The organism is Achromobacter sp. FW305-C-30-7 (assembly GCF_058783105.1).
Genome location: NZ_JBYSYI010000001.1, coordinates 1144805 through 1157021 on the forward strand (window position 1 = coordinate 1144805; position 12217 = coordinate 1157021).

Below are 12217 nucleotides of genomic sequence, written 5' to 3' on the forward strand. Positions count from 1 at the left end.
GAAAGAGATTAATCGCCGGCCGCGGCGGGCTGTCCCTGTTCACCAAGATGCGCTTCGAAGGCGGCAAGAAACGCCGCCGCGGCGCGCGACAGCCGGTAGTCGGCCCGGCGCAGGACGGACAGCTCGTGCAGGGCCTGAGGCCGGTCGGCGATGCACAGCGCCTTCAGGCCCATTTCCTGGCAGACCTTGCGCACGTAGCCCGGCATGACGGTAATGCCCATGCCGCCGCGGATCATGGCGAAGGCGGTGGTCAGGCTGCCGGTCTGGGCCACGCTGCGCACCGTCAGCCCCTGGTCCTGCAGGATCTGGTCCATCTTGCGGCGCACGGTGTAGGTGCCGCGCAGCAGGATGTGCGGGTAGCGGGCGAGTTCGCGCCAGCGCGTCTCGTCGCGCCGCGCCAAGGGGTGGCCGGCGGGCACCACGGCATACATGGGGCCGCGATAGACCACGCGGCAGTCCAGCCTGGGGTCCTGGCTTTCCATCGCCACCAGCCCCAGGTCGGCCTTGCCGTGCAGGACGTGCTCGGTGGCCTCGTCGCCGGTGAGTTCATGCAGGTCGAAGACGATGTTGGGGTGGCGCGCATGGAATTGCGCCACCACCGGCGCGATCAGCGTGTGCATCATGATGGGTGACGCCGCGATGGAGACCTCGCCGCGCTCCAGCCCCGCCAGACTGCTCAGGCTGCGTTCGGCGGCGCGCAGCGAACCGAAGGTTTCCTGCGCGTAGGCATACAGCTCGGCCGCGCCTTCCAGCAGTTCGACGCCGCGCGCCGAGCGCTCGAACAGCGCCATGCCTATCGCCCTTTCCAGTTCGGAGCAGAGCTTGCTGACGGTCGACTGCGTCAGGTTGAGCGCCTCGGCGGCGCGGGTGAAGTTCTTCAGCTCGTACACGGCGCAGAAGGCCCGGAGCTGGCGCAGCGTGATACCCATGGTGCGACTCCCGCAAGAGGCGGCTATCGTAACCAAGCCGCCGGGGCTACGGTATTTATTCCATTTAAGACTTATTTCATGAAAATTACTCGTTTGTTGTGATGAAACCCTGCCCTTAGCATCGGTGGCCATAACCCTAGCTGGAGTTTCCATGACTGCGCCTATCCCTGCTTTCGCCCATGCCCTCGTGACCCGCGACGAGCGCGGTGTCTATACCCTGCAGATCCACGACGCCAAGAGCCTGAACATTCTGGCCTCGGCGGTCACGCTGAGCCTGACCGAGGCCGCCCGCTGGATCGCGGTCCAGGACGATGCCCGCGCCGTGGTCATCCGCGGTTCGGGCGAGCGCGCCTTCGTGGGCGGCGCCAACATATATGAGATGGCCGAGCTTGATCCGCAGGGCGCGCGCGAATTCATCACCCGGCTGCGCGATCTGTGCGACGCGGTGGCCGCGATTCCCGTGCCCACCATTGCCCGTATTCCGGGCTTCTGCCTGGGCGCGGGCATGGAGTTGGCCGCGGCCTGCGACATCCGCCTGGGATCGAAGGACGCGGTCTTCGGCATGCCCGAGGTGCGCGTGGGCATCCCGTCCGTGATCCACGCCGTGCTGTTGCCGGCCATCATCGGCCCCGGCCCCACCAATTGGCTGCTGCTGACCGGCGAGACGGTGGACGCTGCGCAGGCGCAGCAGTGGGGCTTCCTGGAATTCGTCAGCGAAACCGGCGCGCTGGACGCGCTGGTCGAACGCACGGTGGCGCCCATCGCCGAAAGCGGCCCGATCGCGGTGCGCTCGCAGAAGGCGCTGCTGCAATACTGGAGCGAGTCCACCGTGGAAGCCGGCCTGGACCGCAGCGTGGCCGCGTTCGGCGAGGCCTTCACCACCGACGAGCCGCGCCGCTACATGGCGCCCTTCGTCAACCGCAAGAAGCAGCAGGAGGCCAAGTAATGGCTGGCCCGCTCGCGGGCGTGCGGGTCGTCGACATGACTTCGGTGGCCATGGGGCCGTACGGCACCCAGATCCTGGCCGACATGGGGGCGGAGGTGATCAAGGTCGAGGCGCCCGAAGGCGACGTGTTCCGCACCTCGGCCCCGGCGATGAGCCCGGGCATGGGGCCGGCCTACCTGAACCTCAACCGCAACAAGTACAGCGTGACGCTGGACGCCAAGACGCCGGCCGACCGCGACAGCCTGCTGCGCCTGATCGACGGCGCCGACGTGTTCGTGTCCAACGTGCGCCCGGCGGCCCTGGCGCGCCTGGGCCTGGACGCGGACACGCTGCGCGCGCGCAACCCGCGCCTGATCCATTGCTCGGCGGTGGGCTTCGGCCAGGACGGCCCCTACGCCGCGCGTCCGGCTTTTGACGACATCATCCAGGCCATGAGCGGAATGGCGGACCTGCAAGGCCGCAACAGCGGCGCGCCGGCCTATGTCAACACCATCATCGCCGACAAGGTGGCGGGGTTGACGCTGGCGTATGCGATTCCCATGGCCTTGTACGAGCGCGAGCGTTCGGGCCAGGGGCAGGCAGTCGAAATCCCCATGTTCGAAACGCTGGTCTCCTTCACCCTGGTCGAGCACATGAGCGGGCACAGCTTCGTGCCGCCGCTGGGACCCATGGGCTACAGCCGGGTGCTGTCGCCGCAGCGGCGTCCCTACCGCACACGCGACGGCTATCTGGCCTTGCTGCCCTATACCGATGCGCAATGGCGGCGCTTCTTCGCCCTGGCCGAACGCGCCGACCTGGCGGCGGACGCGCGCTACGTCGACGCGGCCTCGCGCGCGCGGCACTTCGACGAGCTCTACCAGGACCTGGCGGACATCGTCGCGCTGCGCGGCACCGGGGAGTGGCTGGCGCTGCTGGCGGACGCGGACATTCCGCATTCGCGCGTGAACACGCCGGAAGCCCTGTTCGAGGATCCGCACCTGCAGGCGACGGGGTTCTTCCAGCGCGTGGAGCACCCGACCGAAGGGCCTTTGATGGCCGCGGGCATCCCGGTGCGCTTTTCGCGCACGCCGGGCGAGATCAAGCGCCAGGCGCCGCGCCAGGACGCCGATCGCGATATGCTCGAGCCTGCGCGCTGAGGCCGGCATGGCCGGCGGCGCCTGGCGGCGACTTCGACCATGAACATCACTCTCAAGCAATTGCGCGTGTTTTGCGCGCTTTACGAACTGCGCAGTTTCACGGCGGCCGCGCGCGCGGCCTTCGTGACCCAATCGGCCGTCAGCAAGCTCTGCGCCGAACTGGAGGCCGAGGTCGGCCAGCCGCTGTTCGAGCGCTCCACCCGCAGCGTCACGCCTTGCGACGGCGCGGCGGATTTCTATGCCTACGCCCAGGAAATCCTGGGCACCGTGCGCGCGGCCGAACGCAGCATGTCGGGCCTGCGCACGCTGGAACGCGGTACCGTGGGCGTGGCCACCTCGCCGCTGATGATGGTCGGGTTGCTGGGCGAGGTGGTGGCCGACTATCACCGGGCCCATCCCAGCGTGAAGCTGGACCTGTTCGAGCTGTCCACCGACGACACCATAGAACACGTGCGCAATGGCCGCGCCGACTTCGGCATCGTTTCGGTCGAAACCCCTTCGGAAGAACTGGCCACGCGGGTCATCTACCGCGACACCATGTACGCGGTATGCGCGCCGCGCCACGCTTTGACGCGCAAGCGTTCCGTGTCGTGGGCCGACGTGGCCGCCCACGACCACATCATGCTGCGCAACGTGTACAGCGTGCGGCGCAGCCTGGACCGCGTGGCGGCCGACCTGAACCTGGAATTCCGTTATCGCATCGAGGCCGGCATGCTGGTCTCGGCGCTGAAGCTGGTCGGCGCGGGGCTGGGGATAACCGTGGTGCCCGGCTATGCCTGCGACCTGGCGCGGCAGCTGGGCTTGCGCATCCTGGAGATCGACGGCGCCCGCAAGCACGGGCACGAGCTCTGGCTGATCCAGCGCCGCAACGCGCGTCTGTCGTTGGCGGCTTCAGCCTTTTTGCAGGCCACCGAAGACTATCTGCGCGAGCGCCAGTCTGAAGGCAATTAATCCTGGTTTGGAATAAGTCTATGAAAATTAGTCCCTTGTTGGGATAAGCGGGTCGCAAGCATCATACGGTCAGAGTTAAAGAGGCCGACCCGCGGCCCCTGACAGGAGACAAGCATGAATCGACCGTTCGGCGTGCGCCGCAGCCTGCTGGCCGCTGGCAGCCTCACCGTCCTGACCGCGCTGGCTGGCGCGCTGCCGCCCGCGGCGCTGGCGCAGGGCGCCTATCCCGACAAGCCCATCACCATCGTCGTGCCGTTCTCGCCGGGCAGCGCCACCGACACCAGCGCGCGGATCATTGCCGAAAAGCTCGGCCCGCGCCTGAACGTGCCGGTCGTGATCGAGAACAAGCCGGGCGCGTCCGGCACCATCGGCGCCTCGTTCGCCGCGCGCGCCCAGCCCGACGGCTATACGCTGATCCTCACCAGCAGCTCGACGCACTCGGCTACGCCGGCGTTGTTCCGCAAGCTGCCGTTCGATCCTACTGGCGACTTCACCCACGTCATCCGTATCGCCACCATCCCGATGATGCTGGTGGTGCGCGAGGATGCGCCCTACAAGTCGCTGCAGGAACTGGTCAAGGCCACGCAGGCCAAGCCCCTGAACTACGCCTACGGCTCGCCCACCAGCCAGATCGCCGGCGCTACCTTCAACACGGTGGCGGGCGCCGCCGCCAACGGCGTGCCCTACAAGAGCCAGCCGCCGGCCGTGACCGACCTGCTGGGCGGCCACGTCGACTACCTGTTCGCCGATCTGTCCGTCGTCACCTCGTTCATGCAGGCGGGCAAGCTGCGCGGCCTGGCGTATACGGGCCACGAGCGCGCCAAGGAATTCCCCGGCGTGCCGACCTTGGCGGAACTGGGTTACCAGAAGTTCGACTTGGTGGTGTGGGTCGGCGTGGCCGTGCCGGCCAAGACGCCCGACGCCATCGCGCAGAAGCTGAACCAGGAAGTCGCCGCCATCCTGCGCGAACCCGACGTGCTGCAACGCTTCGAATCCCTGGGCATGCAGGTCTCGCCCAACACCGTGGCCGAGCACCAGGCCTTCGCGCAATCGCAGCGCCAGGTCTGGACGCAACGCGCGATCGACGCGAAGATCGAACCGCAGTAAGCGGCGGGAAGCCGCAAGGGCGTCCGCGGACGCCCTTCTTTTTTTGCTCTGTTTTTGTGGTTGTTGCTGTTGCTGCGGCTCGTGCTTCGTAGGTCGCCCGTCGGCGCGGGCGGCGTGGCGGCGAGCGCCCACGATTGCGGTCCGGAGCCTTCGCTCCGGACTGCCCCATCCTCATCCTCGTCCTCGCCTTCGGCGACTCCTTCGGATTCCGTCGGGCGCATCGAGGTTGCTCGCCGCCACGCCGCCCGCACCGACGGGCTACGCGTGTCTTGGGTCGTCGCGCTGCCGGAGCTGTGGTCAGGGGCGAGTCTTGGGCTGCCCGTGTTATTCGGCCGCGCGGGCGGCCGAATAACACATACATGCTTTTTTTGATTGCTACTGTGTTCGCTGGTGCGAATGCGGCGATTGATTTTCTGATGGCGTCACCGCCCACCCCAAGAAGCTAAAGGACATCAGCAAACCGCTCACCGCGTCCGCGCCAGCGAACACAATAGAAATTTACGAAATCATGTATGTCATTCTCGGCCGCCCGGGCGGCCGAGAATGACGGGCAACCCAACCCCGCGCCTTTGCGTACTCAGAAGATCTCGAACAACCCCGCCGCGCCCATGCCGCCGCCCACGCACATGGTGACCACCGCATACTTGGCGCCACGGCGCCTGCCTTCCAGCAGGACATGGCCGGTCAGGCGCGCGCCGGTCACGCCGAAGGGATGGCCCACCGCGATCGAACCGCCGTTGACGTTGAGCCGCTCCAGCGGGATGCCCAGACGGCGCTGGCAGTACAGCGCCTGCGAGGCGAAGGCTTCGTTCAACTCCCACAGGTCGATGTCCTCGACCTTCAGACCGTGGCGCTCCAGCAGGCGGGGCACGGCGTAGACCGGGCCTATCCCCATTTCATCGGGAGCGCAGCCGGCCACGGCCAAGCCGCGGAAGGCGCCCAGCGGTTCCAGGTTGGCGCGTTCGGCGTCGCGGGCGTCCATCAGCACGCAGGCCGAGGCGCCGTCGGCCAGTTGCGAGGCATTGCCCGCGGTCACGTAGCGGTCCGGGCCCATGACGGGAACCAGACCGGCCAGGCCTTCGGCGGTGGTCGACGCGCGGTTGCAGTTGTCGGCGCTGACGGTGACTTCTTCGCGGCGGGTGGCGCCCGTCGCCTTGTCGGTGATTTCCATGGTGGTGCGCACGGAAATGATCTCGTCGGCATAGCGGCCTTCGCGCTGCGCTGCGGCGGTGAGCTGTTGGCTGCGCAAGGCAAAGGCGTCCTGGTCCTCGCGGCTGATGCCGTAGCGCTGCGCCACGATATCGGCGGTGGCGATCATGGGCAGGTAGAGGCCGGGGATCTGGTCCTGCAGCCAGCTATCGATGCCGCTGACGCCGTCGTCGCGGGTGCGCAGCAGCGAGCAGCTTTCCACGCCGCCGGCTACGACCGGGCCGGATTGGCCCATGACCACGCGCGCCGCTGCATCGGCCACGGCCTGCAGGCCGGAGGCGCAGAAGCGGTTGACGGTGGCGCCGGCGACGCTTTGCGGCAGGCCGGCGCGCAACGCCGCCTGGCGGGCCACGTTGCGGCCGGTGGTGCCTTCCGGGTAGCCGCAGCCCAGCACCACGTCCTCGATGCTGTGCGGATCCACGCCGGCGCGTTCCACCGCGGCCTGGATGGCGTAAGAGGCCAGGGTCGGTCCCTGGGTGATGTTGAACTCGCCGCGCTTGGACTTGGTGAGCGGGGTGCGCGCGGTGGCGACGATGACGGCTTCTCGCATGATGCGGCGATTCCTTATTGGGGTTGGTTCAGTTTGCCGAAGGTCGCGCCTTCGCGCGCCAGGCGCCGCAGCAGTTCGGAGGGGGCCCAGAACGTCGCGTCTTCCTTGGCATAGGATTCGATGTCGGCCAGGACGGCCGCCAGGCCGACGTCGTCGGCGTATTTCATGGGGCCGCCGCGCCAGCGCGGAAAGCCGTAACCGTTGACCAGCGCGGCGTCGATGTCCGCGGGCCGCAGCGCGATGCCGTCGTCCAGCACCTTGGCGGCTTCGTTGACCAGCGCGGCCATGTAGCGCCGCACGATGTCCTCGTCGCTGAACGGGCGGGCTTCGATGCCGCGCGCGGCGCGCTCCTCGTCGATCAGCGCCAGCACCTCGGCGTCGGGCTTGCCGCGCTGGCCGCGTTCGGGGTAGAGGTAATAGCCCCGGCCGGTCTTCTGGCCGAACCAGCCGCGTTCGCACAGCCGGTCGGCCACCTGCACGTAGCGGGCTTCGGGCGGGCGGGTGGCGGCCTTGCGCTTGCGGGTCGCCCAGCCGATGTCGCCGCCGGTCAGGTCGGCGGTGCGGAACGGTCCCATGGCGTAGCCGAAGCGCTCCAGCGCCTGGTCGATCTGGTAGGGCGAGGCGCCATCCTCCATCATGTGGTTGGCGGCCTCGCGGTACACGTAGAGAATGCGGTTGCCGATGAAGCCGTCGCACACGCCGGCGCGCACCGGCACCTTGCCCAGGCGCCGCGCCAGCGCGAAGCCCGTCGCCACCACGTCGTCGGCGACCTGCTCGGGCACCACGATCTCCAGCAGCTTCATGATGTTGGCGGGCGAGAAGAAGTGCAGCCCGATCACGTCTTGCGGACGCGAGATGCTGCGCGCGATCTGGTTGATGTCCAGGTACGAGGTATTGGTGGCCAGGATGGCGCCGGGCTTGCAGACCCGGTCCAACTGCGCGAAAACTTGCGTCTTCACGTCCATGTCTTCGAACACCGCCTCGACCACCAGGTCGACCGCGGCCAGCGCCGCGTAGTCGGTCGCCGTGCTCAGGCGCGAAAGGCGCTGCTCGCGCGTGGCCGCGTCGAGCCTGCCCGAGTTGACCTGCCGTTGGTAGACGCCGTCGATCCGCTCCTGGCCGGCCTGCAGCGAGGCGGCGTCGCGTTCGATCAGCACCACGTCCAGGCCGGCATCGAGCATGGCCACGGCAATGCCGGCGCCCATGGTGCCGCCGCCGATGACGCCGGCGCGTTGTACGGGGCGCGGCCGGGCCGCGCCAGCCGGAGATTTTCCGGCCAGTCTTTCGGCGAAGAAGGCGTGCGCCAGGCCCTTGTGCTCGGGGCTGGCCACGCATTGCAGAAAGGCCTCGCGCTCGACCTTCAGGCCCTCTTGCAGCGGCAGTTCGAGCGCAGCTTGCAGGCAATCCAGCAGCAGATGCTGGGCCGGCAGGGAATGGGGCTTGGCGGCCAGGCGCTCGCGTTGCGCTGCCACGGCGGCCAGCCCGGCCTGCTTGTCGTCGGCCGCAGCGGCGCCGCGGCGCGCGGCGGCATGGTCTGCGCACAGCGCCCGTGCCTTGCGCACGGCGCAGTCCAGCAGGCTGGCTTCGTCGCAGACTTGGTCCAGCAGGCCCAGCGTCAGCGCGGCCTTGCCGTCCACGCTACGGCCTTCCAGGATCAGGGGCAGGGCAGCCGCCGCGCCGATCAGGCGGGGCAGGCGTTGCGTGCCGCCGCCGCCAGGCAGCAGGCCCAGCTTGACCTCGGGCAGGCCCAGCCTGGCGTTGGCGGCGCCGACGCGGGCATGGGCTGCCAGCGCCAGCTCCAGGCCGCCGCCGAGGGCCACGCCTTGCAGCGCCGCGACGATGGGCTTGCTGCTGGCGGCGATGAGATTGGCGACGTCGCCGGCCCAGGGCGCCTGCCTGGGTTGGTCGAATTCGCGGATGTCGGCGCCAGCGCTGAAGTTGCCCTGTGCGCCGTGCAGCACGATGGCTTGCACCGACGCATCCTGGGCGGCGGCCTGCAAGGCTTCATGCACTTGCTGGCGCAGGGGATGGTCCAGCGTATTGAGGGGCGGGTGGTTCAGGCCCAGCAGCAGGACGTCGTCCTGTCGCGTGGCCTGGATGCGTTGGTTTGCGGGGGTTGCCATGGCGAGATAGGAAGGAATGATCAAAGCGGATGTCAGGCGTCGGCGGGCGCTGCCAAGCCTTCGGACAGCAGGGCCAGATGGTCGTCCTGCGAGCCGAAGGCCGCGTCGCAGCACAGCAGCTTGCGGTAGTAGTGGCCGATGGGATATTCGTAGGCCATGCCCATGCCGCCGTGCACCTGGATGGCCTGGCCGCCCACGTGGCGCGCGCTGCGGCCCACGGTCAGCTTGGCCAGGCTGAGATCGCGCTGCGCCTCGGCATCGCCAGCGGCGGCTTCGTCCGCGCGTAGCGCGGCCAGCAGGGTCATGGAACGCGCCCGTTCGGCCGCGATCAGCATGTCCACGTAGCGGTGCTGCAGGACTTGCAGCGCGGCCAGCGGCTTGCCGAACTGGCTGCGTTCGTGCAGGTAGTCGCGGCAGATTTCCAGCGTACGTTCGATGGCGCCCAGCGCCACCGCGCAGCTGGCCGCGAGGCCACGGTAGACGGCGCGCAGCAGCAGGGCTTGGGCTTCCTGGCCGCTGGCCAGGCAGGCCGCGGCCGGCGTGTTCTGGAACACCAGGTCGGCGCTGCGGGCGCCGTCGGCCAGCGGGGCGCCGGTACGGGTCAGCCCCGCGGCGTTGCCCTGCACCAGCAGCAGCGCCAGGCCGGCTTCGCTGCGGGCCGTCACCACCAGCCAGTCGGCGTCCGCGCCGTTGTCCACCAGCGTCTTGCGGCCGCTTACGCGCCAGCCCTCGCCGTCGCGTTCGGCGCGGGCGTTCGCCTGCAGCGGCGCGAAGCCGCGATCGGTTTCAGTCCAGGCCAGGGCCAGGCTGGCCTGGCCCGCGATTGCGGCTTCCAGCGCCTGCGCGGCAGGCGATCCCGCGGCCGCGCCCGCCAGCAGCGGCGCCGTCAATACCGCGCTGGCCAGCAGCGGTTCGGTGCTGAGCGAGGCGCCCGCGCCTTCCATCAACAGCATGGTTTCCTGCGGCCCCAGGCCCAGGCCGCCGTCGTCCTGCGGCACGGTGAGCCCCAGCCAGCCCAGTTCGCCCATGGCCTGCCAGGCGGCGCGGTCGGTCTTGGCGGGGTTGGCCAGCCGTTCGAGATGGCGGTCGAAGCCGTAAGCGGTCGAAAAATAATCGAACACGCTCGCGCGGATCATCGCTTGTTCGTCGGAGAGGTTCAGATTCATGGCGTGTCCTTGCTTATTTCTGGAATCGGCTCTTGGCGATCACGGACTTCTGGATTTCGGAGCTGCCGCCGTAAATCGTGGCCACGCGGTTGAACAGGTGGTCGCCCAGCAGGCCGTGCGCCGTGGCGTCGCCGATGGGCGACTGGGTGTAGCGGCCGGTGTAGACCATGCCGTAGCGGCCGGCGAGGTCCAGCAGCAGTTCGGTCAGGGCCTGGCAGATCTCGGAGCCTTCGATCTTCAGCATGGAAGAATCGGCGACGTCGAAGCCGGATCCCGGGCGGTAGGCCGACAAGGCGCGCAACTCGGTCAATTCCAGTGCGCGCAGGCGCGCTTCGATGTCGCACAGGCGCTGGCGGTAGATCGGGTTGTCGATGGGACGGCTGCCGTCGGCCAGCGGATGCGAGGCCAGGCGTTGCGCGCGCGCCAGCTGCATGCGCGAGCGGCCGACGCGGGCGATCATGGCGCGCTCGTGGCCGAGCAGGAACTTGGCGTAGGTCCAGCCTTCGCCTTCCTTGCCGACCAGGCCGGACTTCGGCACGCGGACGTCGTTGAAGAACACTTCGCAGATGCTGGCGCCTTCATCGATGGTGCGCACCGGCCGGACCTCGATGCCCGGGGTCTTCATGTCGAGCAGCAGGAAGGAAATGCCTTGCTGTGGCTTGCCGGTGTCGCTGGTGCGGGCCAGGCAGAACATCATGTCGGCATGGCGCCCGTGGGTGGTCCAGGCTTTCTGGCCATTGAGCAGATAGTGGTCGCCGCAATCGACCGCGCGGGTGCGCAGCGAGGCCAGGTCGGAGCCGGCGTTGGGTTCCGAAAAGCCCTGGCACCACCAGGTTTCAGAACCGAGTATGGCGGGCAGGTATTGCGCCTTCTGCTCGTCCGAACCGAAGGTGTAGATCACCGGGCCGACCATGGAAATGCCGAATGGAATGGTCTCGGGCGCGCATTGCAGGGCCAGCTCGTGCAGGAAGATGCGCTGTTTTCCCAGGCTCCAGCCGGTGCCGCCGTATTGCACGGGCCATGCCGGCGCGATCCAGCCCTGGCGGTGCAGATGCCGCTGCCAATCCACGTATTCGTGTTTCTCCAGTTTCTCGCCATACAGCACTTTGCGGCGGACGCCTTCGGGCAGGTGGGCCTGCGCGAAGCTGCGGACTTCCTGGCGGAATTCCCGCTCTTCAGGCGTGATTTCAATATCCATGGTGATGATCGCTCTATGGGGCGCCTTCAGATCGGCGAAATGGGATGGGCGGCCTTGATGTGTATGGGGACATCGGGCAGAAATTCGGCGGCAACTTCATTGACCGTGCGGGGGATATCGCGCAGGCGCGCGGCCACGTCCTGGCGCGTGCCGGCGATGGCCAGGCCCATCAGCCCGGTGTGGTCGCCGGCGCCTGGGTCGGTGACCAGCGCGAAGGAGAAGGAGGCGCGGTTGGCGCTTTGCAGCCGGTGCGAGTAGACGAAGCCGGCGCTGCGGGCCTTGTCGACAATGGTCAGGACCTGGCGCAGGGTCGTCACCGGCGATTCGTGCTCGGCGCGCGCCAGGCAGACGCTGGCAATGGCGCAGACTTCGTCGTCGGGCAACTGCGCCAGCAGCGCGTAGCCCAGGCCAGTGTCGATCAGTGGACGCACTACGCCGATGGGGACCTGGGTCTTGCGGTCCTTGGCGCCGTAGAGCACGTGGGCGTACTGCACATAGCGGCCGCTGCGCTGGCCGAGGATGATGCTCAGGCCCAGCCGTTCGCCCAGTGCGCGCATGGCCAGGCGCAGGTTGCTGCGGGGCAGGGCCAGGTCATGCACCCAGCCGCCCAGCATGTTGAGCCGCAGGCTGGGCATGTAGGTGCCATCGTCCGGGTTGTGGCACAGATAGCCCATGCGCATCAGCGTCTGCACCAGCATCCAGGTGCTGGACTGCGGATAGCCGCTGGCGCGCACGATCTCCGCCAGCGTGACGGGCCGTCCGAGCTGTTCGAGCAGCTCGATCAGTTCGAGCACGCGCTGGGCCGACTTCACCGAGCGCTGGCCCAGGTCGCGCGTGCTGTCCTTGATGGACGCGTCAGGAAGTTCGAGCCGGCGAGATGAACGGGACATGGCGTGCCTCGG

Annotated in this window: 10 protein-coding genes; 4 read left to right on the forward strand and 6 right to left on the reverse strand. The window is 68.3% G+C overall.

The window, feature by feature from the left end; translation table 11 throughout:
- Nucleotides 1-8: 8 nt before the first annotated feature.
- Nucleotides 9-929 (reverse strand): LysR family transcriptional regulator, encoded by a 921-nt coding sequence (locus tag AC3WOB_RS05265; protein ID WP_492274406.1) that lies wholly within the window; start codon nucleotides 927-929, stop codon nucleotides 9-11.
- A gap of 151 nt (nucleotides 930-1080) precedes the next feature.
- Between AC3WOB_RS05265 and AC3WOB_RS05270 the strand changes: the two genes are divergently transcribed.
- From AC3WOB_RS05270 to AC3WOB_RS05285, 4 genes are all read left to right on the forward strand, one after another.
- Nucleotides 1081-1875, forward strand: a complete 795-nt coding sequence (locus AC3WOB_RS05270; RefSeq protein WP_013396003.1) for an enoyl-CoA hydratase — start codon at nucleotides 1081-1083, stop codon at nucleotides 1873-1875.
- Nucleotides 1875-3011, forward strand: coding sequence for a CaiB/BaiF CoA transferase family protein (locus AC3WOB_RS05275; protein WP_492274407.1), 1137 nt, complete (start codon nucleotides 1875-1877; stop codon nucleotides 3009-3011). Before AC3WOB_RS05270 ends, AC3WOB_RS05275 begins: the two co-directional genes overlap by 1 nt.
- A 39-nt stretch (nucleotides 3012-3050) precedes the next feature.
- Complete coding sequence (locus AC3WOB_RS05280; protein WP_013396001.1) at nucleotides 3051-3962, forward strand: LysR family transcriptional regulator; 912 nt, start codon at nucleotides 3051-3053, stop codon at nucleotides 3960-3962.
- Between the two features lie 114 nt (nucleotides 3963-4076).
- Entirely contained in the window at nucleotides 4077-5069 is a 993-nt protein-coding gene (locus AC3WOB_RS05285) for a Bug family tripartite tricarboxylate transporter substrate binding protein (protein WP_492274408.1), read from the forward strand.
- Between the two features lie 577 nt (nucleotides 5070-5646).
- Here the strand turns inward: AC3WOB_RS05285 and AC3WOB_RS05290 are convergent.
- The 5 genes from AC3WOB_RS05290 to AC3WOB_RS05310 are packed head-to-tail and all read right to left on the reverse strand — an operon-like array spanning nucleotide 5647 to nucleotide 12205.
- The gene (locus AC3WOB_RS05290) at nucleotides 5647-6828 is read right to left on the reverse strand and encodes an acetyl-CoA C-acyltransferase (RefSeq protein WP_492274409.1); all 1182 of its coding nucleotides are present in this window, start codon (nucleotides 6826-6828) and stop codon (nucleotides 5647-5649) included.
- A gap of 14 nt (nucleotides 6829-6842) precedes the next feature.
- The gene (locus AC3WOB_RS05295) at nucleotides 6843-8951 is read right to left on the reverse strand and encodes a 3-hydroxyacyl-CoA dehydrogenase NAD-binding domain-containing protein (protein WP_492274410.1); all 2109 of its coding nucleotides are present in this window, start codon (nucleotides 8949-8951) and stop codon (nucleotides 6843-6845) included.
- A gap of 32 nt (nucleotides 8952-8983) precedes the next feature.
- Nucleotides 8984-10117: an acyl-CoA dehydrogenase family protein gene (locus AC3WOB_RS05300; RefSeq protein WP_492274411.1), complete on the reverse strand. Its 1134-nt coding sequence runs from the start codon at nucleotides 10115-10117 to the stop codon at nucleotides 8984-8986.
- Between the two features lie 13 nt (nucleotides 10118-10130).
- The gene (locus tag AC3WOB_RS05305; RefSeq protein WP_207465935.1) at nucleotides 10131-11315 is read right to left on the reverse strand and encodes an acyl-CoA dehydrogenase family protein; all 1185 of its coding nucleotides are present in this window, start codon (nucleotides 11313-11315) and stop codon (nucleotides 10131-10133) included.
- Nucleotides 11316-11341: 26 nt separating this feature from the next.
- Nucleotides 11342-12205, reverse strand: a complete 864-nt coding sequence (locus AC3WOB_RS05310) for an IclR family transcriptional regulator (RefSeq protein ID WP_013395995.1) — start codon at nucleotides 12203-12205, stop codon at nucleotides 11342-11344.
- Nucleotides 12206-12217: the final 12 nt, after the last annotated feature.